The organism is Mucilaginibacter inviolabilis (assembly GCF_011089895.1).
GTDB classification, from domain to species: domain Bacteria; phylum Bacteroidota; class Bacteroidia; order Sphingobacteriales; family Sphingobacteriaceae; genus Mucilaginibacter; species Mucilaginibacter inviolabilis.
On the sequence record NZ_JAANAT010000004.1, the window covers coordinates 650,987 to 673,629 of the forward strand.

The 22,643-nt window shown below is 39.7% G+C and carries 15 protein-coding genes; 4 read left to right on the plus strand and 11 right to left on the minus strand.

What is annotated here, in order from left to right:
* Window positions 1-18 precede the first annotated feature (18 nt).
* From G7092_RS26365 to G7092_RS26385, 5 genes are all read right to left on the minus strand, one after another.
* The gene (locus tag G7092_RS26365; protein WP_202985425.1) at window positions 19-1,206 is read right to left on the minus strand and encodes a 1-deoxy-D-xylulose-5-phosphate reductoisomerase; all 1,188 of its coding nucleotides are present in this window, start codon (window positions 1,204-1,206) and stop codon (window positions 19-21) included.
* Window positions 1,207-1,286: 80 nt separating this feature from the next.
* Window positions 1,287-2,786, minus strand: coding sequence for a GH3 auxin-responsive promoter family protein (locus tag G7092_RS26370; RefSeq protein WP_166094403.1), 1,500 nt, complete (start codon window positions 2,784-2,786; stop codon window positions 1,287-1,289).
* Between the two features lie 3 nt (window positions 2,787-2,789).
* Window positions 2,790-3,566 (minus strand): glycerophosphoryl diester phosphodiesterase membrane domain-containing protein, encoded by a 777-nt coding sequence (locus tag G7092_RS26375; RefSeq protein ID WP_166094406.1) that lies wholly within the window; start codon window positions 3,564-3,566, stop codon window positions 2,790-2,792.
* 6 nt (window positions 3,567-3,572) lie between these two features.
* Window positions 3,573-4,541 (minus strand): glycosyltransferase family 2 protein, encoded by a 969-nt coding sequence (locus tag G7092_RS26380; RefSeq protein ID WP_166094409.1) that lies wholly within the window; start codon window positions 4,539-4,541, stop codon window positions 3,573-3,575.
* Between the two features lie 89 nt (window positions 4,542-4,630).
* Window positions 4,631-5,581 carry a glycosyltransferase family 2 protein gene (locus G7092_RS26385; RefSeq protein WP_166094411.1) on the minus strand — a complete coding sequence of 317 codons (951 nt, stop codon included), beginning with the start codon at window positions 5,579-5,581 and terminating at the stop codon, window positions 4,631-4,633.
* A gap of 234 nt (window positions 5,582-5,815) precedes the next feature.
* Here G7092_RS26385 and G7092_RS30720 point away from each other — a divergent pair, with 234 nt between their 5' ends.
* Window positions 5,816-8,419 carry a M1 family metallopeptidase gene (locus tag G7092_RS30720; protein ID WP_166094413.1) on the plus strand — a complete coding sequence of 868 codons (2,604 nt, stop codon included), beginning with the start codon at window positions 5,816-5,818 and terminating at the stop codon, window positions 8,417-8,419.
* A 369-nt stretch (window positions 8,420-8,788) separates the two neighbouring features.
* Here G7092_RS30720 and G7092_RS26395 read toward each other — a convergent pair whose 3' ends face one another.
* Window positions 8,789-10,288, minus strand: a complete 1,500-nt coding sequence (locus G7092_RS26395; protein ID WP_166094415.1) for a malate:quinone oxidoreductase — start codon at window positions 10,286-10,288, stop codon at window positions 8,789-8,791.
* A 338-nt stretch (window positions 10,289-10,626) separates the two neighbouring features.
* Here G7092_RS26395 and G7092_RS26400 point away from each other — a divergent pair, with 338 nt between their 5' ends.
* On the plus strand, window positions 10,627-11,124 hold the full coding sequence (locus G7092_RS26400; RefSeq protein ID WP_166094417.1) for a hypothetical protein: 498 nt from the start codon (window positions 10,627-10,629) through the stop codon (window positions 11,122-11,124).
* Window positions 11,125-11,270: 146 nt separating this feature from the next.
* On the opposite strand, the gene G7092_RS26405 is transcribed toward G7092_RS26400, so the two are convergent.
* The 3 genes from G7092_RS26405 to G7092_RS26415 all read right to left on the minus strand — a co-directional run bounded on the left by G7092_RS26405 (window position 11,271) and on the right by G7092_RS26415 (window position 15,873).
* The gene (locus G7092_RS26405) at window positions 11,271-12,665 is read right to left on the minus strand and encodes an arginine decarboxylase (protein ID WP_166094420.1); all 1,395 of its coding nucleotides are present in this window, start codon (window positions 12,663-12,665) and stop codon (window positions 11,271-11,273) included.
* A gap of 751 nt (window positions 12,666-13,416) precedes the next feature.
* Window positions 13,417-14,349 (minus strand): citrulline utilization hydrolase CtlX, encoded by a 933-nt coding sequence (gene ctlX, locus G7092_RS26410; protein WP_235953940.1) that lies wholly within the window; start codon window positions 14,347-14,349, stop codon window positions 13,417-13,419.
* A gap of 81 nt (window positions 14,350-14,430) precedes the next feature.
* Entirely contained in the window at window positions 14,431-15,873 is a 1,443-nt protein-coding gene (locus tag G7092_RS26415; RefSeq protein WP_166094423.1) for an arginine deiminase family protein, read from the minus strand.
* Between the two features lie 86 nt (window positions 15,874-15,959).
* Here G7092_RS26415 and argS point away from each other — a divergent pair, with 86 nt between their 5' ends.
* Window positions 15,960-17,726, plus strand: a complete 1,767-nt coding sequence (argS, locus tag G7092_RS26420; protein ID WP_166094425.1) for an arginine--tRNA ligase — start codon at window positions 15,960-15,962, stop codon at window positions 17,724-17,726.
* 149 nt (window positions 17,727-17,875) lie between these two features.
* Here the strand turns inward: argS and G7092_RS26425 are convergent, their stop codons facing one another.
* Together G7092_RS26425 and G7092_RS26430 are read right to left on the minus strand one after the other, a co-directional pair.
* On the minus strand, window positions 17,876-18,166 hold the full coding sequence (locus G7092_RS26425) for a YXWGXW repeat-containing protein (protein ID WP_166094427.1): 291 nt from the start codon (window positions 18,164-18,166) through the stop codon (window positions 17,876-17,878).
* Window positions 18,167-18,218: 52 nt separating this feature from the next.
* Window positions 18,219-19,124 (minus strand): 3-hydroxyacyl-CoA dehydrogenase family protein, encoded by a 906-nt coding sequence (locus tag G7092_RS26430; RefSeq protein ID WP_166094429.1) that lies wholly within the window; start codon window positions 19,122-19,124, stop codon window positions 18,219-18,221.
* Window positions 19,125-19,479: 355 nt separating this feature from the next.
* On the opposite strand from G7092_RS26430, the gene G7092_RS26435 reads away from it, so the two are divergent.
* On the plus strand, window positions 19,480-22,638 hold the full coding sequence (locus tag G7092_RS26435) for a SusC/RagA family TonB-linked outer membrane protein (protein WP_166094431.1): 3,159 nt from the start codon (window positions 19,480-19,482) through the stop codon (window positions 22,636-22,638).
* The last annotated feature ends 5 nt before the right edge of the window (window positions 22,639-22,643 follow it).

Consider the following 22,643-nt stretch of genomic DNA (forward strand, 5'->3'; position numbering starts at 1 on the left):
TATTTAATTTTATGTATATTAAAATTGTACTGCCTTTACCGGCGTTTTTTCTATTAAATTTTGCGCAAAGATGCGTGTTTCTTTATCAGTATTCAAATAGTCGGTTAAGGTTGGCTGCTTTATGAAATTGATCTTCTGCATGCACTCTTCAATAATTGTGCTCATGGCTAAAAAGCTGACAGAGTGGCTTAAAAAACCAGCTACCACTACCTCATTTGCAGCATTGATGATGCATGGCATGTTGCCGCCTTGTTTTAAGGCTGTATAGGCTAAACTAAGATTACGAAAAGTATCCAAATCTGGTTTTTCGAAAGTAAGGGTAGGATGATCTGTAAAGTTAAACCGTTTAAAATCGTTGGCTATCCTGTTTGGATAGGTTAAGGCATATTGGATAGGCAGTTTCATATCTGGCAAACCCATCTGCGCCTTGATGGAACCATCCCTAAATTGTGCCATAGAATGAATGATCGATTGGGGGTGAATAACTACGTCGATCTGATCGGCCTCCACATCAAACAGCCAACGCGCTTCTATTACTTCCAGGCCCTTATTCATCAAAGATGCGGAGTCGATGGTAATCTTGGCACCCATTACCCAGTTAGGGTGTTTCAAAGCATCCTCACGGGTTACATTGGCCAGAAAGTCAAGACTACGCCCACGGAATGGGCCGCCCGAAGCGGTTAGGATCAATTTTTCAACCGGGTTATGCTCTTCGCCGGCAAGGCATTGAAATATAGCGGAATGTTCTGAATCAACAGGTAAGATCTTTACGTTGTGCTGTTTGGCTAATCCGGTTATCAGCTCTCCTGCTACTACCAACGTTTCTTTATTGGCCAGCGCTATATCTTTATCTGCTTTGATAGCGGCAATAGTGGGTTCAAGACCTGCAAAGCCAACCATGGCGGTTAATACGATAGAAATGTCGGGGTGAGTTACTGTATCAACAATGGCCTGATGACCAGCCAAAACCTTAACCGGCAAATGCGTTAACGCTGCTTTAACTTCCTGATATTTACTTTCATCGCATATAATGGCATATTCGGGCTTGAATTCGATAGCCTGTTTGATAAGCAGATCGGCATTGGAGTGCGCTGTAAGTAAAAATGCCCTGAACAAATTACTATTGTTCCTGATCACCTCCAACGTTTGCGTACCGATACTACCTGTAGAGCCAAGAATGGCAATGTTTTTTGTATGATTAATCAATGATATTCCTGTTTCAATTGTTAGTCAGGTAAACGGTTAAATGATCAAACTGTTTATCTAAACAACGTCAAATTTACTTATTATATAGTGTATTCCTTTAATACGTCGGCAATCTTCCTGTCGTTGGCTAATCGTGGTACTTTATTTTGCCCTCCAAGTTTCCCCTGCGAACGCATATAATTAATGAACGAGTCCTTTTGCAGGCTTTGGATGATCAAAGGTTGCAAAATGTTACCTTCAATGAGGTCAAAATAGTAAATATTTTTCTTTTGCAGGGCCTTATCTACCTTAAGTGCAAAAGCTTTTAAATCAGCCGGTGCTGAGCCAAACTCAACAAACCATTCATGATAGGGTAATTGTCCTCTCGGAGGGTTAACCTGCGGGGCTACGGTGAACTCCACCACATCAATGCCTTCCTGCTGTGCCACGGTCATTAATGATTGTTCTACTTCTTCGCCGATCACATGTTCGCCAAAGGCCGATATGTAATGTTTGATACGACCCGTTACTACTATTTTATAAGGGTCTTTTGACACAAATTTAATGGTATCCCCTAAACTATAACCCCATAAACCCGCGCTGGTATTCATGATGAGCGCATAATTTTTATCCAGTTCTACATCTTTCAAGTTGATACGGGTAGGGTTTTCGTTAAAATATTCTTCTGATGGGATAAACTCATAAAATATACCCGAGTCGACTAACAAAAGCAGTCCTTTTTCTTTCTGCGAGTCCTGGAAAGCGATAAAGCCTTCGGATGCTGGATAGGTTTCTATGGCGTCTATTTTTGTGCCGATGCTTTCTTCCATGCGGGCGCGGTACGGTTCAAAATTTACGCCACCGTGTACATACAGCTTAAAATTAGGAAATATATCTTTTACCTTTTTACCACCAGCCTTGGCAGATAACCTGTCAAAATACATCTGGCACCAGGGTGGAATGCCTGATATGAGGCGCATATCCTGGTTAAAAGTTTCTTCCACTATGGCATCAACCTTTTGTTCCCAATCCTCAATACAATTGGTTTCATAGCTGGGGAGCCGGTTTTTTTGGAGATAAGCAGGCACATGATGGGCTACAATGCCCGATAGTCTGCCGGTTGCTATACCCGCCTTAACCGTAAGCGTGGGGCTGCCTTGTAAAAATATCATTTTACCATCCACAAAACCGGTATTGCCGGTTTCATGAATATAGCTCAACAAGGCGTTACGAGCAGCCTTGATATGCTCAGGCATGCTCTCTTTAGATATGGGGATATATTTTACACCAGATGTAGTGCCCGATGTTTTGGCCAGATAAGCCGGTTTCCCGGGCCACAAAATGTTTTCCTCGCCATTTACTACACGATCAATATAGGGGCGAAGATCCTCATAGTCATGTATAGGTACGTTCTTTTTAAAATCTTTGTAGTTATTGATCTCTGCGAAGTTGTGTTCACGCCCAAATACAGTGTCTTTAGCTGCGTCTATCAGATCAGAAAATGTATTTTGTTGTAGTACTATGGCATTTTTTCGTAGCCGGTTTAGCTGCCGGTTCACTGCGGCGGCAAATACCTTGCTTAGTGCAGATTTTAGTCCCATGAGCTAATTAGTTTCGGCAATATCATCATCTACATCCAGGTGGCTGTAAACCAGTTTACGGTAGGTAACCATAATGATAACCTGTATGAACGGAAATGTAAGGATAAACCAGCAGTAAAACGCTAATCTGAATACAAATCCTCCATTATCCTCATCTAATCCAAAAAAGTTCATGATGGCTATTACGGGTATCAGTACCAGAATTAAGATGGCAATGATGATCAAAAATATGCTCAGTGTCTTAAAAAAATTATCCTTAGTTATTTCAAAGCTCTGTTTTAATGATTCTAATGGGGCTGAGTTATCATCCACTATAAAGCAAATACAGAAGATACAGCGCAAGCCTATGAATAGGATAAGTATGAGTTCTAACGCTTCAAAAATTCGCGGATAACCCAAATAACGTTCAGCTGCAACATATAGAAAAAATAACAGGAGAAATAAAACACCTAATAATAAGCCAATTATAATGAAATTAAAGGCCATTTTAAAGGAAGGTACGATGTCTTTAAACTCAAATTCATAATACTCCCTATCCATCAAGGTAAGTATCAATTTATAAAAACTTAACCCGATGTAGGCCTGAACAACCATTTGCAGGAGAATGATAACCAAACGGCTCCCCATATCATCATCAATGAGGATAAATGCTTTCAGGAAATCAACAAATTCATAAATGAACAAGGAAATAACCGAATAAACTATAAGCGGTACAAAATTCCTTTTTAATACATTCCATGCAGTTTTAATGGTTTCTGCAACAGAAAATGGGTGGTACATAGGTTCTTATGATCTGTTAAAAATTACACGCTTCCAAAAATCCTGCATAAATCCTAACCCGTAGGCGATAAGTTGAGTGAAGGCGGCTATAATGCTCAAAAATGCGATTTTTACTGATTTATTTTTCCACCACGCGTGAAAAAATATTAACAAAATGTAAACTGCTAATAAAATGTTAGCCAGTATAGCTATTTTCAAACTTAACAGGTTGAAAATGAGGGTTAATATTACGCCGATGGTAAACACTGCCGGGAAAAAATGTACGGCCTTTAATTCCTTTGGGAAAAATTTGTAGATGTTGATACGAGCCCGGCCAAAAAAGTGGAGCTGTTTATAAAACTGCAAAAAGTTGGTGCGCCTTTTATGATATACTACGGCATCGGGTATCAATCCAATTTTAAAGCCCAGCGAATGGATGCGGATACTGTATTCAATATCTTCACCCAAACGGGTAATGATAAAGCCTCCCGCTTTTTCCCATACCTGGCGGGATATACCCATATTAAAGCTGCGGGGATGAAATTGCCCTATAGCCTTTTTATTGCCACGTATTCCGCCTGTAGTAAAAGGAGAGGTCATAGCGTAACTGATGGCCTTTTGTGTGGGAGTGAAGGAACTATGGGCACCATCCGGGCCGCCGTAGGCATCAAGATAGTTGGCGGCAAGCGAGTTGTTTACAATCTCCAAATAATTGGGTGGGATCAGACAGTCGGAGTCAAAAACAATAAAGTAATCGCCTTTGGCACGTTCAAATCCAAAATTTCGGGTAAAGCCTTGACCTTCATTAGGCTTTTTAAAATAACGTACATCCAGTTTATCACTAAAACTATTTACGATAGCTTCGGCATCATTTACAGAACCATCCTCAATTACCAAAACTTCAAAGGTTTTATAAGTTTGTAGTACAAGAGTCTCCAGCAGTTCTTTGATTTCCTGCGGGCGGTTATATAGTGGAATGATGAGGGAAAAAAACATGTTTTAGATGTGAGATATGAGATGTGAGATATGAGATGGAAGACATTTTTTTAAGTCTCAAATCTCATATCTCACATCTCACATCTGTTTTAAATAATCTCTTCTATCTGGTAATTATTACGTTCGCTTGAATTTCTGGAAACCAGCTCGGCAACAAAACCTGTTAAAAATAGTTGAGAGCCTAAAATAATAGCAACAAGCGCTATATAAAATAGCGGGTTAGCTGTTATGTCTCTGTATTTTGCATTGTGGGCAATCAGGTAAAGTTTTTCGCTGATAATCCAGATGGTGATAATTAATCCTGCAAAAAAGCTCAAAGTACCCATGGTTCCAAAAAAGTGCATAGGACGTTTGCCAAATTTGCCTACGAAAAATATCGAGAGCAGATCCAGAAATCCATTTACAAAGCGGCTCATGCCAAACTTTGTTTTACCGTATTTGCGTGCACGGTGTTCAACCACTTGTTCGCCAATTTTGGTAAAGCCGGCCCATTTGGCCAGTACGGGTATATAGCGGTGCATTTCACCGTAAACTTCAATGTTTTTAACTACTGTTTTACGGTAGGCTTTTAAACCACAGTTAAAATCATGCAGGTTGTTGATACCGCTCATTTTACGGGTTGCCGCGTTAAACAACTTAGTGGGAATGGTTTTACTCAGCGGATCGTATCTTTTAGCCTTCCATCCCGATATCAGGTCATAATTTTCTTCGGTGATACGGCGGTATAGTTCCGGTATCTCATCAGGGCTGTCCTGCAGATCGGCATCCATGGTGATAATAACATTACCGTTAGCTGCTTCAAAACCGGTATTTAATGCTGCCGATTTGCCGTAATTGCGTCTGAACTTAATGCCTTTAATAAAAGGGTTGTTTAGCTGTAGTTTTTTAATCATTTCCCATGAACCATCTTTACTGCCATCATCAATAAGCATGATTTCGTAAGTAAAGCGGTTTTCGTCCATTATCCGGCTTATCCAGGAGGTTAACTCCGGTAAGGACTCTATTTCGTCATAAAGCGGTACTACTACTGATATATCCATTTATTAGGAATGTGATTCGGAGCCGCGATTTTGCACACTCTCTATCATCCGCAAAAATATAAAAAATAGATAATGGTTTACATACTGTTTTTGTGCGGTTATAATAAAGCAAATAAGACAGGGCGAAGTATGTAACAGTAATGATATGTTAAAATATGTTATAACGGTTCAATTGTGTTAATGGCATCGTCATAATTTTAATATCTTGGCGTTTATAAATGATAAATCACCTACATGAAGCTTTATAACCTAACGCTTTGTATACTATTCTGTGTCATAACCTTTAACGGATATGCGCAAAACGCCGATCAGTCCGGCGTAAAATACGATCAGCACAAAGTATTCAACCCCGGTTTTTATCCCGAAAAAGGTAACGCATTCAGAAATGCCGGGGGGGCACCAGGATTAAAGTATTGGCAAAATAGGGCCGATTATAAGCTGAATGTTACTTTAGATACGCTAAAACATCGTATTGATGGCACTGCGCTGATTACCTATACCAATAACAGCCCAGACGCACTGGGATTTTTGTGGTTACAGGTAGAACAAAATATTTACCGGGAAGATTCGAGGGCCGAAGCTACCAGTCCGATAACCGGCGGGCGATTTAACAATCGTACTTATACCAAAGGCGATGAGATAAAAGCCATATTCGTGACTAAAAATGGCAAAACGGAAAAAGCGGATTACCTAGTGACCGATACCCGTTTGCAAATTAAGCTGAAAGATTCTTTACGGGCCGATGGAAACAAGCTACAGATCAGGATTGAGTATGGGTTTGATATTCCGCAATATGGTACCGATAGGATGGGGCGCCTGCTTACCAAAAATGGCTGGATATATGAATTGGCGCAATGGTACCCTCGTATGGAGGTTTATGACGATGTAAGCGGATGGAATACGCTGCCGTATCTTGGTGCCGGAGAGTTTTACCTGGAATATGGCAATTTTGATTTTACGATTACTGCACCGGCCAGTCTGCTCGTAGTAGGATCCGGTGAATTGCTTAATCCAACCGAAGTATATTCCCCAACTACCCTGAAACGATTGACCGAAGCCCGGAAAAGTGATAAGACAGTCATGATCAAAGACTCTGCTGATATTTTGCGAAAAGATGATTATTCTAAAAAATCAACCCTTACCTGGCATTTTTTATGCAAAAATGCGCGGGATGTAGCCTGGGCTGCCTCAAAAGCATTTATATGGGATGCGGCACGCATTAATTTGCCCAGCGGAAAAAAAGCCCTGGCACAATCGGTTTACCCAATTGAAAGTAAGGGTAAGCAATCCTGGAGCCGTTCTACAGAATATGTAAAGGGTGCCATTGAGCTATACTCCAACCAATGGTTTGAGTATACATACCCGGTAGCTACCAATGTGGCGGGTACAGTTGGTGGCATGGAGTACCCGGGAATTGTTTTTTGCGGATCGGAGAATAAAGCAGGAGAGTTATGGGAAGTGACCAATCATGAATTTGGACACAATTGGTTCCCTATGATTGTGGGATCGAACGAGCGTAAATATGCATGGATGGATGAAGGTTTTAATACGTTTTTAAATAATGTAGATACCAAAGTATTTAACAACGGTGAGTTTTATGTAAAGCCCGATCAGCAAAAGGCCGCATTGCAATTATTTAGTCCCGAAGCGGAGCCAATCATGACTATCCCCGATGTGATTCAGGCTGATTATTTAGGCGCAGCTGCTTATGAAAAACCGGCACTTGGATTGGCTATTCTGCGTGAGCAGGTTTTGGGTGAACAACGCTTTGATTATGCCTTTAAAACCTATATCAAACGCTGGGCATTTAAACACCCTACGCCATGGGATTTTTTCCATACTATGGATAATGCGGCAGGTGAAGATCTGAGCTGGTTTTGGAATGAATGGTTTTTCACTACCTGGAAGCTTGACCAGGGGATAAGGGATATCACTTACCCAGATGGTGATGCCTCCAAGGGAGCATTGATTACGTTGGAGAACCTGGAAGAAATGGCTTTACCGGTAACTATACTCATCAAAGAAGAAAACGGTAAAACCGCTACTGTAAAGCTCCCGGTTGAAATATGGCAGCGTGGCGGAGTTTGGACATTTCACTATAAATCAACTTCAAAAATTGTTTCGGCTGTACTTGATCCCGATCATCTTTTGCCTGATATCAATCCTGAGAATAATTCATTCAGCGGATTGCCTGTGCCCGCCGGTACTACAGCTGCCAGTGTTATCAAAACATATATTGATGCTATAGGCGGCACCGAGAAACTGAAAAATATAAAAGATCTGCAAATATCCTCAACGGGTACCGTTCAGGGTTCCGAAGTGCAGATGGTTAGCCGGTACAGATCACCTGATATGTTTTTTCAGCAGATAACCGTACCATCGTACAATAATTTAGTTGTAGCTCATGTTTTGGTGAATGGTGAGCGTATCAGTATACAGCAATTAAGCCGGGAAATACCATTGGATGAAGGCGGCAAAAAAATAATAAAAGCAAAAAGCAGACCTTTCCCCGAGCTCGACTATGAAAAAGGTAGCTATGCTATGGAACTCGACTCTACCCTGAAGATTGTAAATGGCGACCTGGCTTATGAAATTGATATAAACCTGGCCGAAGGAACACAAATACGGAATTTTTATAGCCAGAAAACTGGTCTTAAAATAAAACAAGTAGTTGAAGGCTCTGTGAATTCAGTGACGGAATTTGCTGATTATGAGGGTATCAACGGAGGCATCCGCATACCGTTCCTCCTTAAAACTACCCTGCTGGGGCAAGCAGCCGAATTTAAGGTTAAAGAAACAGCTGTTAACAGTGGTATGAATGCCGGTGTTTTTCAGTAGATTATTTGTTTTCAGAAGCTTTTCAATAAAAAGAAGCTGTATCATAAATCGAATTGGCCATCTTCGGGAACTGTCTGTTTGAAAACAGACATCACTGGTGTCGTTTTTCTTATGAGTTAAAACTTAGCCGGTAATATTATACAAAAGTGGGTTTACATAATTTTTGAATAAAAAACCATAACGAATTGATTGTAAGGTATTTAAATTGGTTTTAGCCATAAAAAGTGTAAACCATGTAAACCCACTTTTGTTAATGGAGTTAACCCAACCTCAGACTATACGTTGCTTAAGTATCTGAATAAATAAAAAAAGAGGCTGATCATGATTTTATGATACAGCCTCTTTTTTTATTTATTTATTTGGGGTCTTCTATGCTATTCCTAACACCTTGCTTGTTCTGGTCCTGGTAACTTCACTCAAGGCTTCATCATTAGCTAATGATTGCCCGTACGATGGTATCATTTCTTTTAATTTTTGCTGCCACTCATCAGTTTTGATGTGGGTTTTAAAACAACGCTCTATTAACTGGATCATGATAGGTACCGAAGTTGATGCGCCGGGTGACGCGCCGAGTAATGCCGATATACTGCCATCGGCTGATGTTACTACTTCAGTTCCAAATTCCAGTACACCGCCATGTTTGGCGTCCTTTTTAATCACCTGTACACGTTGGCCGGCTACATCCAGATCCCACTCGTTTGCCTTGGCAGTAGGCATGTACTCTTGTAAAGCCTTTAAGCGATCTGTAGGCGATTGTAATACCTGGCTGATGAGATATTTGGTAAGCGGCCAGTTGTCGCGTCCTACAGCAAGCAGGGGCCATATATTATTTAGCTTGATGGAGCAAAACAAATCAAGCAATGAGCCTCTTTTTAAAAAGCGGGTGGAGAAGCCGGCGTATGGGCCAAAAAGCAATTCTCTTTTACCATTGATCATCCGGGTATCCAGGTGGGGCACCGACATTGGCGGCGAACCCACAGATGCCTTACCATATACTTTGGCTTCATGACGCGCAACAACATCAGGGTTGTTACACACCAGCCATTGCCCGCTTACCGGGAAACCGCCAAAGCCCTTGCTTTCGGCAATACCCGATTTTTGCAATAGGGGTAAAGCACCGCCACCGGCTCCAACAAACACAAAATCAGAGGTCAGTTTTCTTTTTTGACCGGTTGTTTTGTCTTTTACGGTCACCTGCCAGCTATTGTCTTTATTACGTTTAAGGTTACGTACATCATGGTTAAGATGAAGAGCAACTCCATTTTTTTGTTTCAGCTGATCAAGTAAGCTACTGGTTAAACTGCCAAAGTTTACATCAGTACCTAAACCCATGAATGTGGCCGAAACTTTTTCATTCTCGCTGCGCCCTTCCATCACCAGCGGAATCCATTGCTGAAGCTGTGCTTTGTCTTCAGAATAAAGCATTCCCTTAAAAAAGTGATGTTTGGTAAGGGCTTCCTGGCGTTTTTTTAAATAATTTACATTCTCAGGTCCCCAAACAAAGCTCATGTGGGGTACTTTGCGGATAAAGCTTTGTGCCGATGGAATATATTTTTGTTCGATGAGATATGACCAGAATTCTTTAGATATCTCAAACTGTTCGGCAATTTTAATGGCTTTTTTTATTTCAACGGTCCCGTCAGGAAGTTCGGGAGTATAATTTAATTCACAGAAAGCAGAATGGCCGGTACCCGCATTGTTCATCGGGGCCGAACTTTCCGCAGCTATAACTTCAAGTCGTTCAAAAATTTCAATGGTCAAATCGGGTTGCAGTTCTTTAAGCATTACCCCCAATGTAGCGCTCATGATACCTGCGCCAATTAAAACTACGTCAACCTTTGATTCTGAAACTTTATCGCTATTAGTCATCTTTTTATAATACCTGTAGAGGTACGCTCAAGTTAAATTATACCAGGTATAACCCGGTTTTTTGAAAATTGTTGTGATGATTAAGTCCTGCAGGCATGTTTAGCAGCAAGGGAAAATTAAATCAGACAATTTTAAGAAATTTTTATAGAAAATCAGGTCTTTTCATGTCCATTAAATGCAATAAATAACTTGTTTAAATTAAAATGGCAGTGATTTTGTCGTTTTGAGCTAGTGTAGTTTACATACGGTTAACACAAAAAGCTTTCATTGCTGTATATACAATAAAGAATAGGTTATTTTGCATGAGGGTATTAAAATTGAATACTTGTTTTTGTATAATGATGGCAGCCTTAACTGCCTGCGAACATGCCAAAACCAAACCGGTATCTGCCGATATTACAAAAACTACTATACAGGTAGCGGGCAAAAAGGATAGTGTGATTAATAACCCGCAGAAAAACTATGGTACTGCTACTGTGGCAGAACCTTGCGTGAAATGCTTGCTGCAAGTGATACAGGCCAGCAAAAGTTATAAACAAAATACAGCATCGGTATCGTCACAAAATATAGCTTATACTGTTAATTGGATCAGAGCTTCAGCCCCGGCAGAGCCAGCAAATAAATCCAACCTGACCGATGGAATCAGAATAGATGTTCGGAAAAATGAAGATGGGGAAGAGCATAATTTATGCTCCTATGCCTATAATAATCAAAGCGGAACGATGTATTTGCTTAATAACGAAGGTAAATATCAGCAGCCCATGTCCAGCATAACACCTGAGATTTTAAAAAAGATCAGAAATAGTTGTTACTGGGGAGTAGCTTCGGCGAAGTGAGTTTGCAGTTTGAATTAGGATTCAAAATAATCAGCGTTATCAACGAAATCATGAAAATCAACGGTCAAAAAAATAGCGATAGATTCAATCTATCGCTATAAGTATGGGAAGAGTTGTATTGGCTATCAACTCGGAACTGCAAACTTTTATGTAGTATAACCCAGTATTTTCAGTACCTGTTTACTGTTTTGCTCTTCACCAAACACCTCAAAGTTGAATGTTTCGTCGCGGTTACGACGGATGATCACGTGTTTCGGTGAAGGAAGCAGGCAATGGTGTATACCACCATATCCGCTTAGTACTTCCTGATATGCTCCTGTGTTAAAAAAGCCCAGGTACTGTACCTTACGGGTTTTAGGCATAAATACACTGTTCATGTGAGCTTCCTGGTTATAATAATCCTGGCCATCGCAGGTTATACCACCCAGGTTTACGCGCTCATATTCCGAATCCCAGTTGTTAATAGGCAATAGGATATATTTTTGGTTCAGAGCCCAAACATCTGGTAAATTGGTAATGAATGAACCATCCAGCATCAACCATCTTTCACGATCATTTTGTTGCTTACGACCTAACACCTTATAAAGAATGCCTGAAGCTTCGGCAACTGTGTATTTACCAAATTCGGTAATAATATCCGGTTCAACAGTGTCGTTATCAGCGCAGATCTCTTTAATACGGCTCACAATCTCGTTGATCATGTACTCGTAATCAAAATCAAACACCAATGAATCTTTGAAAGGCATACCACCGCCAATATCCAATGTATCCAGATGTGGATTTACTTTCTTGAACTTACAGTAAAGTGTTACATATTTTTCTAGTTCGTTCCAGTAGTATGGAGTATCTGATATACCGGAATTAATGAAAAAGTGCAAGAGTTTTACCTGGAAATTAGGATTCTCTTCGATCTTGTTATGATAAAAATCGATCACATCTTCCATACGTACACCCAAACGGGAGGTATAGAATTGCGAGTCGGGTTGCTCTTCAGCCGCTATACGGATACCCAGGTTACATGGGGTATCCATTTCAATCTCATCATCGTACAGGTTAAATTCCTCCTTATTATCCAGTACCGGGATGATGTTTTTAAAACCATCATGCAGCATGTCGATAATATAGGTTTTATACTGGAATGTTTTGAATCCGTTACATATTACGGTGATATCCTTGGTTACCGCGCCTTTTTTCTCTAAAGCATCAATCATCGGCATATCAAAGGCTGAGGATGTTTCCAGGTGGATTTCGTTTTTCAACGCTTCCTCCACAATGTGCCTGAAATGCGAACTCTTGGTACAATAGCAGTATTTATAACTGCCACGGTAATTGTTTTTGATGATAGCCTGTTGAAATAACAGCTTAGCTTGCTGTATTTTCTTGGTTATCATGGGCAGATAAGTGAAACGAAGTGGCGTACCGTACGTTTCGATCATCTCCATTAAATTAAGGTCCTGAAAGTATAGTTCATCGTCGATGATTTCAAAACCATCCTGCGGGAAACCTACACTCAAATCAAGAAATTCCTGGTAACTCTGCATCCTTAAAAAATTTGGGGCAAAAATGTGATTTTTAAACGGAATTAACGGCTAATTGTTAGGATAAATTTTATAGTTTGAATGTAATTTATTTAGCAAGCAGTAGGGGATGGTATGTTCATGCCGTTTTGGGGTTAATAATCAGCGAATTATAATGTGTCATATGGGTTGCCTGATAATGCTTTAAACCGGTAAAAAGAGATTGGAAAAAACGTAAAAGATATCTTGTTAAAGTAAAGTTTTTATTTTATAGTTAAGATAGTTGCTGTGTGGCATTCATTTTGTTCACTCGTGGTTATTATTGTATTATATAAAGGGTAATTTATGTCGCTAAAGTCAATAACAACCTCTCATTCGAATACTCTTAATAGGAGACAACTATTTTGTACAAAATGCGGTGCAGCACAGGTTGAAAGGATTCCAAGAGGTGCATTATTCAAGACACTTTTATTTTGGATGCCGGTTAAAAGATATATTTGTTATAAATGTTTACATAAATTTTATTCCTTATAGTTAATTTTTTGTTTATTATTTCTATTTTAGCTATATTAATTATCTTTTGATTAATTATGGTTGAGCGAAATTATAACAACAAAAAGTACTATTGTTCTACCTGTAAAAATCAGTTTCATTTTCAAATGCACAGAAACTGGTTTGTTAAAAATATTTTATTTTTTCTGCCTGTAAGAAAATTTTTCTGTGCCAAGTGTCAGAAAGCTGTATACATTTTGGTGCAAAATGATGGATGGGCAAACTAATGATCTGATGCGGCAGGCAAATGCACTTCCGCCATCATGCAACGGGCACTGCCGCCACCATTGGTTTCAATCGTATTGATATCAGCATAAACCAACTTTCCGTATTTTTGGAGTGCGCTTTTCTGGTCTTCATGAAGTGCATCGTAAGCATTTTTCGACATCACGATCAGGGTTTCGTCAGTCTTGTTCTTTACCTCCAGCATATTGCCGGCGAACCGGTTCATTTGTTCAAATGATATTTCAATAATTTCTTTTTGGGTTGATCGCAGCGATTCCAGAACTTCTATTTTTTCATGAGGATTAGGAATGCTGTCGGAACAAATAACAGTAAACCCACTTCCAATGCACATGAGTACATTGGTGTGATAAATAGCTTTTCCATGTTCATCAACCGCGTCAAAGCTGATGGCCTGATAGTCTACCTGTTTGCAAAATAGGTTCAACACATCTTTATCTGTACGGGGAGAAAGACAGGCATAGGCTATTTTATTTTCCCTGTCGAGTACCATACTGCCTGTACCTTCCAGAAATTTGGTTTCGTCTTCAAAACGACTTAAATCTATAACATGGTTTATCTTGAAATGATCCTCCAGTTTACTGATGAGGTCTTCCCTTCGTTCCAACCGACGGTTTTCGGCCTGCATGGGGTATAAAAACACCTGACCATCGGCATGAAACGATACCCAATTGTTCGGAAAGATAGAATCGGGTGTATGCGGCTGTGGAGTATCATCAACCACAGTAACATTTACCCCATTTTCTTTCAGTGTTTTTACAAAACCATTAAATTCTGTCAGGGCCTTATCCTGCACAGCCTGTTGATCCGCATCACGGTTCTGAAAAGCGTTACTCCCGGCTGTTTGTTCATTAAAGCCGAAACTTACCGGCCTGATCATTAATATATTATTGGTTGATTGATGGTTGGTCATTTTATTTAGTCATTAAGTCATTTAGTCATTGGATCATTAAGTTTTTTTAGAAAATGACTTAATGACCCAATAAATTGATGATTATAAAACTTTATCTCTTAAAAGCGGCATGCTCATGCAATGAAAACCACCGCGGGCTCTGGAAAGCTCTGCCGATGGCATTAAAATTAAAGTGTTGGTCAGGTTTTGCGGATCAAGTTCGCCGGATTCAAATTTCTGCAGCAGGTCATTTACTCTAATCACACTAAAGCCGTTTTGTTTAAAGGCTTCCACGGTTTTATCATTACGATCGTATCCTAAAACTACGCCTTCTTTAATGGCCAATAGGTTGCAAGAATCTGTCCATTGTTCACGGGCATCAAATGGGAACGTATTATTGCCCGAGTAGATGAATTTTGTTTTATGACCGCTTTGCAAATCATTTTCGCTGATATCTGCTAACAAATCTTCAATGCAGCCAAATAATCTTGGCTTCTCGCCTTTTTCAAATTGTACAATTTCTGGTCGTTCCTTTTGTTTTTTATCAGCAAACCAGGATATAGGCTCTTGTTCTTCAATAGGGGCTTCGGCAACAGCCAGCGAGCGTAACAGTACCCAGGTATCGCGTTTAACCTGCGTGAAAACCGTATCAATGTGCATGTAATCGCGCTTGTGCGGAATTTTTACAATGGTTACTTTCTTCACTACATCATTGTCAAACAAAAGTTTAATGGCTTCATTGGCTCCGCTGATTGAGGTGCGTTCGCTGCAGCCGATAACCAGGTGTTGTGGACTTACCATCATTACATCGCCACCCTCCAGGGTTGTTTTTTCGAGATTGTCTTCGCCGGGGCGTAAAAAATGCTGTGCGGTTTCCGGTATCTCTAAAATGTTGTTGCGGTACTCCGTAAACAATGGATGATTAAAAAATATATATCGTGCCAGTAATGTTTCGCGGAAGCGTGCTTTTTTTGCAGGCTTATTCAACAGCATGTGGTTATTAATGGCAATGCCAATATCCCTCGAGAAAATAAGATTAGGTATTGGCGCGAAGATCATTTCTTCGGTACTTAATGAGCCCGATATAAATATTTTAGACAGCTCAACAGGATCGGTATCAATTAATTGCTGCTGCAGACGATAATTACAGCTTTCAATAGCGCAAACTGATGCTACCAGTTTTTCGCGGATATCGGCTTGTTTTAAAATATCGGCAAGCAGGGTTTGTATCTCAATTACTTTTCCCGAAGCATGAAAATCAGGATTGTCAGGTTTAAAAAATGCACGTTGATGATCTTGATCAACTTGCTGTAGTTTACCTTTGATCTTATCCGGATCTAAAAAATAAAGCAACAGTTTTACGTAATAATCATATTCGTTTTTACGCATGGTATCCAGATGTACAATATCTTCAAACAGCCAGTCCTGGGCTTTTGAGGGTACTACTTTACCAAGTCCGCTATCAGGACTATGGATGAGTAAGGTACGGAGTGTTCCAATTTCGGAGGCTACATCTATTTTAAAATCGTTGTTTTTAAGTGTCATAAATAGGTATGAGAAGAGCAAATCTATTGAGAATAATCAACATTTTATTATAACAAGGATATTAGCAATTTAATTAATTTTGCCGAATGGATTTTATTATTGAGGCGGCTGTTAAAGCAATAAAACAACTATATCAAACAGATGTAGCCCCGGCTGCTATAAGTTTACAGGAAACCCGAAAAGAATTTGAAGGGCAAATAACTATAGTAACATTTCCTTTTACCAAATTTTCGCGCAAAGGCCCAGAGCAAACGGGTGCCGAAATAGGCGAATACCTGAAAAATGAAGTAAAGGAAATTGCCGCGTTTAACGTGATTAAAGGTTTTCTGAATATTTCTATCAGTGATGAATACTGGATTGGTCAATTATATAGCCATATATTGCCGGGTGGTTTTGCCGTAACCAAGTCCAATGGTCAAAAAGTAATGGTGGAATATTCGTCACCCAATACCAACAAGCCACTGCACCTGGGACATATCCGTAATAACCTCTTAGGTTATTCTGTAGCGCAGATATTAGGCGCGGCCGGTTATGAAGTAGTAAAAGCAAACCTGGTGAACGATCGCGGTATACACATATGCAAATCCATGCTGGCCTGGCAAATGTTTGGCAATGGTGAAACACCTGAGTCGTCGGGTATGAAAGGTGATCATTTGGTAGGTAAATATTATGTGCTTTTTGATAAGGCTTATAAAACTCAGATCGAAGAGCTGAAAGCTGAAGGGCAAAGTGAGGATGAAGCCAAAAAGAATGCTCCTGTTATCAAAGAAGCTCAGCAAATGCTGCAAAAATGGGAGGCTGGTGATTCTGAGGTGATCAATCTGTGGAAAACCATGAATGGCTGGGTATATGCAGGGTTTGCTGAAACCTACAAGCAATTGGGCGTTGATTTCGATAAATATTACTACGAATCAAATACCTATCTTTTAGGTAAGGATATTATAGAAGAAGGCCTGGAAAAAGGTGTTTTCTTCAAAAAGCCAGATGGCTCTGTTTGGATAGATTTAACGTCTGATGGATTGGATGAGAAACTGGTATTACGCTCCGATGGTACATCAGTTTATATTACCCAGGATTTGGGCACTGCCCAGTTAAAATATAACGACTTTCACATGGATAAATCAATCTATGTGGTAGGTAATGAGCAGGATTATCACTTTAAAGTACTATTCCTGATATTGCGTAAATTGGGTAAAGCCGGGGCAGATGGTTTGTTCCACTTGTCGTACGGTATGGTTGATTTGCCATCGGGTAAAATGAAATCACGTGAGGGTACTGTAGTTGATGCCGATGATCTGATGGCCGAAATGGAAGCTACCGCTAAGGAACAAACCGAAGCTATGGGCAAGGTTGATGGCTTTAGTGAAGAAGATAAGCAACAGTTATACCACACTATTGGTATGGGGGCGCTGAAATATTTTCTTTTAAAGGTTGATCCTAAAAAACGCTTGTTGTTTGATCCTAATGAGTCGGTTGATTTTCAAGGGCATACCGGGCCATTTATACAATACACCCATGCCCGTATCAAATCGGTGTTGAGCAGAGCCAATTATCAGGTTAATACTACAGTTGAAATTGCAGAACTTGCAGATGTTGAGCGTGATCTGATCGTATTGTTAACTCAGTTTCCTGATGTTATCCATACAGCAGCTAATGACTATAGTCCGGCAGTTATAGCAAACTACGTATACGAACTAGCTAAGGTTTACAATAAATTCTATCACGAAAAATCAATCCTCCAGGCCGAGGACGAGATATCAAAGCAATTTCGCTTGCAGTTATCGGCATCATCGGCCAAAGTGATCAGTAAGGCCATGAACCTGCTGGGTATTGATGTACCTGAGCGAATGTAGTTTGATGTGAAAATGTGCGGATATGCAGATGCGCGAATGAATAAACGATTAATTATAAAGTGTAAATAAAAAAAGACCTTGCTGAGTTCAGCAAGGTCTTTTTTTATCCATCCATCATTTGCACATCTGCATATCTGCACATTTGCAGCTTATCTCCAATAACCTCGATGCCATGCGTATCCACGATGAACGGGGTGCCAATATCCCTGTACATAAACACGGCCAGGGCGAGGATGGGCATAGTAGCCATTAATATAAGCATATCTTCCGCCCCGCCAGGCCCACTCGCCGGGAACCCAATAGGCGCCGGGATAGGGAGCAACAGGGCGTACATATACCGGTTCAACAGGGCGTTCGGCTACATAATAGTCGGCGGCGCATGAACTGAATAAAGTGCCGGTTAAGGCCAGTAATAATCCTATTTTCGCTATCTTTTTCATCTGTAAAGTGTTTTAATTAAAAATGCTTACAGATTATAGACCATTAAGATAATTATAGGTTTAATGAATTTTTGGTGAATTTGTCAGCTACTACCAGTTCTTTGCTGCCTTGGGTATACTTATAAAAGCCATTTCCTGATTTTGCACCCAAATGGCCTGCTGTTACCATATTCACCAATAACGGACAAGGTGCATATTTTTGATTGCCAAAGCCATCGTATAATACCTTTAAAATAGCCAGACAGACATCAAGCCCTATAAAATCGGCCAATTGTAAAGGGCCCATGGGGTGAGCCATGCCCAGTTTCATCACGGTATCAATCTCTTCAACACCGGCAACCCCTTCATATAACGTATAAATAGCCTCGTTAATCATTGGCATTAAGATCCGGTTGGCCACAAAGCCGGGGTAGTCATTTACTTCAACCGGGTCTTTGCCTAATGTTTTGGATAATTGCATTACGGTTTGAGTAACATAATCGGTAGTAGCATAACCTCTGATCACTTCTACCAGTTTCATTACCGGTACGGGGTTCATGAAATGCATGCCTATCACATTGCCCGGATTTTTAGTAACTGCAGCAATTTGGGTAATGGATATGGACGATGTATTGGAGGCGAGGATCACTTTATCACCACAAATATCGCTGAGCTGCCTGAATAACTTCAATTTAATGTCCCTGTTCTCCGTAGCGGCCTCTATAACCAGATCAGCATTCGCCACTCCCTGTTGCAAATCGGTGTAAGTCTTAATACGACTAAGCGTATCATTTTTTAATTGTTCATCTATAGCCCCTTTTTTTAACTGGCGATCGAGATTGCTGGTGATGGTTTGTATAGCTTTATTTAAAGCGTCGGGGTTAATATCAACTAATGACACTTCAAAATTATGCTGCGCAAAAGCATGGGCAATGCCATTGCCCATTGTTCCTGAACCTATTACGGTAATATTTTTCATGCTGATGTGAGGTTATATATTGCTTTAAAACGATAAGCTAAAGTGGCGTAAATTATTTATTTGACAAAATACCTTCAGGTACCTGGATGATGATTGCTGTATTTATTAATAGTAGTGAAGTTTAATAGCCCAAATAGGAATAAATAATGTTGTTAGTTGTTGTAAATGAGTTTATTGCCGGTTAATTATATCCAAGGAAATAAGAGAATATTTCAATGATAACTAGGTAATAATGTTAATAAAGTAGTCATTTTATTGTAAAATGTCATTTACTATGTAACAATCATATGTTACTAAATACAAAATTCATACTTTCATCACAATTAATTTATATAAAAACTAAAACAAAAAAAGTATGAAGAAAACATTACTCTTGTTTTTTGTCTTAAGTATTATTTCACTAAATGGTGTATTTGCTCAGGTCAGAAAAATTACTGGAAAGGTATCAAGCGCTGACGATGGATTGCCATTATCAGGGGTCTCTGTTAAAATTCAAGGTACTGACCGGGGTGTACAAACCAACGCTAATGGTGTGTATACCATTAGTGCTGCATCTGGCGAAAATTCGTTGGTATTTAGTTTTATTGGATACAACACACTAACTGTTAAAGCGGGTTCATCGCAAAAAATTGATGTAAAATTGGATCTCGTTAACAAACAATTAACAGAAGTTGTTGTGGTGGCTTATGGAACATCCAAGAAAGAAGCTTTAACAGGTTCGGTAGCTACTATTAATAAAGATGCGTTGGCGCAAAGAACGTTAACCAATGTTAATAATGCATTACAAGGTGCCGCCCCTGGTATACAGGTAACAGCGGGTAGCGGTCAACCGGGTGCTACAGGATCTGTCAGAATTCGTGGAATTGGATCTATAAATGCTTCAAGTGAGCCTTTATATGTAGTGGATGGTTCGGTATATGACCTTGGTATAGGAAATTTAAATGTTAATGATATTGATAACATATCTGTATTAAAAGATGCGTCGGCGTCGGCATTATATGGTTCAAGGGCAGCAAATGGTGTAGTTATTATTACCACACTGAAAGGTAAAAAAGGACATGACCAGTTAAACTTAAATATTAACCAGGGTATAAGCTCAAGAGGGGTGCCTGAGTATGACCGGGTTAATGCTCAACAATATTATCCATTAGCATGGCAAGCCTATAAAAATAGCCTTGTTTACCCCGCAAGTGGTACGGGTATCAGTGCTGCTGACGCTGCAACAAAAGCTTCAGGAGCGATAAAAGGCCTATTAGGTTATAATCCTTTTAACGTAGCGGATAATAGTATAGTAGGAACGGATGGTAAGCTTAATCCTGATGCTAAGCTTTTATACAATGATTTTGATTGGTATGCCCCATTGAAGCGTACCGGCAAAAGAACCGATGCTAATTTAAATTACAGCGGCGCTACAGATAAAAACGATTATTTCTTATCCTTGGGTTATTTAAATGATAAGGGATATATACAGAAGTCTGATTATGAAAGATTTACTGGTAGATTAAGTTTAAATGCCAGACCTGTGAAATGGTTTAAAACCGGACTTAACCTGGCAGGAAATATTACCAAGTCGAATCAGGCAAGTGGTATTGGTACTACAGCCTACAATAACATTTTTAGTTTTGCACGTGGTATAGGACCCATATACCCGGTATACGTTCATGATGCAAGCGGGGCATTTGTTTTAGATGCAAATGGCAACAAAGTTTATGATCTTGGCGCCGCCCGCCCGGCCGGTGCAAGTAATGGCAGGCATGTGGTTGAAGAAACATTGTTAAATAACAACCTATTTAAACGTAATGTTCTGAGTGCCCGTACTTATGGTGAAATATCCTTTTTGAAAGATTTTAAGTTTACTCCAAGTGCTAACGTTGATATTGATAATTATGATGCATCAACCTATGATAACAAAATAGTAGGCGACGGTGCACCTGGTGGCCGGGCTTCTGTAAGTGCATCTACAACCACGTCATATACTATCAACCAGATATTGAGTTATAATAAAAACCTTGACAAGCATAGCATTAGCGCAATAGCCGGTCATGAAAATTACCAGTATCAATACAAATACCTTACAGGCTCACGCAATACCCAGGTTGTTGACGGCATTACCGAACTGGCAAACTTTACAACTACCAGTAACTTAAACTCATATACTGATGTTTATAAATTAGAGTCTTATTTTTCACAGGTAAATTACAACTATGATAGTAAGTATTTTTTAAACGGAAGTTATCGTGCCGATGGTTCATCCAAGTTTTCAAAACAAAACAGATGGGGTAATTTCTTTTCGGTAGGTGGCGCATGGTTAGTAAGTGCTGAGAACTTTTTAAATAATGTTAGCTGGCTTAATTATTTAAAGCTGCGTGCTTCTTACGGTTCTGTTGGTAACGATAAACTGCTTGATGTGAATAGTAATGAAACTTACTATAACTACCAGTCGCTTTATAACCTGAACAATAACAATGCTTCGGAGCCTGGTTTATTATTATATAGTTTGCCAACTCCTAACCTGAAGTGGGAAACCAATTACTCCACTGATATCGCAGTAGAGTATGGAATGTTTAAAAATAGATTACATGGTACAGTTGAGGTTTTTAACAGAAAATCAAGTAATTTACTATTTGCTGTTCCTCTTCCTGTATCTTCTGGGGTAGGTACTATTGCAAAAAACATCGGCTCTATGTATAATAAGGGTATCGAAGTTCAGATTGCCGGCGATATAGTAAAAAGTAGGAATTTCAAATGGGATGCAACTTTAAACTGGTCGATTATCAAAAATAGGATCACCAAAATGCCTGACGGACAACCAACTATCATTACCGGTACCAAGCAATTAGCTATTGGCCATTCTATTTATGATTACTGGTTACGTCAATGGGGTGGGGTTGATCCTTCGGATGGTTCTTCTTTGTACGTTAGAGACAAAAGTATAGCCGTAGGTAATCCTGCGCAAAGCCGTACCATTAATGGTGTCGATTATACAACTAATCCCAATAATGCTTTATTTGCTTATTCGGGCTCGGCCATACCAAAATACTTTGGAAGTTTCGCCAATAACTTTAGCTATAAGAACTTTGCACTGAGCTTCCTGATCAATTATTCTGTAGGTGGTAAAGTTTATGACAGTAATTATCAATCCTTAATGTCATACTCAAGTTATGGTGGCGCGCTGCATGTTGATGCGCTGAAAAGCTGGCAAAAACCAGGCGATGTTACTAATGTGCCCCGTATGGATATTGGTTTGTCAACCTATAATAATGCAACATCCAACCGCTTCCTGATTGATGCCTCCTACTTAAGCTTCAGACAGGCAACTTTTAGCTATACCCTGCCTCAAAGCTGGGTGTCAAAAATTGATGTTCGTAATGCGCGGATATATGTAAGCGGCGAAAATCTTGGTTTAATTTCAAAACGTAAAGGTATGGATCCAACCTATGCATACAGCGGAGTTTCGGCTAATGGTTATTCTCCAACACGTTTAGTTAGTCTTGGGTTAAATGTTGGATTCTAAAAGGA

Coding starts and splice junctions, on each gene's coding strand:
- G7092_RS26370 (WP_166094403.1), bottom strand. CDS start 2,786: ATGGGACTAAAATCTGCACTAAGCAAGGTATTTGCCGCCGCAGTGAAC.
- G7092_RS26375 (WP_166094406.1), bottom strand. CDS start 3,566: ATGTACCACCCATTTTCTGTTGCAGAAACCATTAAAACTGCATGGAAT.
- G7092_RS26380 (WP_166094409.1), bottom strand. CDS start 4,541: ATGTTTTTTTCCCTCATCATTCCACTATATAACCGCCCGCAGGAAATC.
- G7092_RS26385 (WP_166094411.1), bottom strand. CDS start 5,581: ATGGATATATCAGTAGTAGTACCGCTTTATGACGAAATAGAGTCCTTA.
- G7092_RS30720 (WP_166094413.1), top strand. CDS start 5,816: ATGAAGCTTTATAACCTAACGCTTTGTATACTATTCTGTGTCATAACC.
- G7092_RS26395 (WP_166094415.1), bottom strand. CDS start 10,288: ATGACTAATAGCGATAAAGTTTCAGAATCAAAGGTTGACGTAGTTTTA.
- G7092_RS26400 (WP_166094417.1), top strand. CDS start 10,627: ATGATGGCAGCCTTAACTGCCTGCGAACATGCCAAAACCAAACCGGTA.
- G7092_RS26405 (WP_166094420.1), bottom strand. CDS start 12,665: ATGCAGAGTTACCAGGAATTTCTTGATTTGAGTGTAGGTTTCCCGCAG.
- ctlX (WP_235953940.1), bottom strand. CDS start 14,349: ATGACCAACCATCAATCAACCAATAATATATTAATGATCAGGCCGGTA.
- G7092_RS26415 (WP_166094423.1), bottom strand. CDS start 15,873: ATGACACTTAAAAACAACGATTTTAAAATAGATGTAGCCTCCGAAATT.
- argS (WP_166094425.1), top strand. CDS start 15,960: ATGGATTTTATTATTGAGGCGGCTGTTAAAGCAATAAAACAACTATAT.
- G7092_RS26425 (WP_166094427.1), bottom strand. CDS start 18,166: ATGAAAAAGATAGCGAAAATAGGATTATTACTGGCCTTAACCGGCACT.
- G7092_RS26430 (WP_166094429.1), bottom strand. CDS start 19,124: ATGAAAAATATTACCGTAATAGGTTCAGGAACAATGGGCAATGGCATT.
- G7092_RS26435 (WP_166094431.1), top strand. CDS start 19,480: ATGAAGAAAACATTACTCTTGTTTTTTGTCTTAAGTATTATTTCACTA.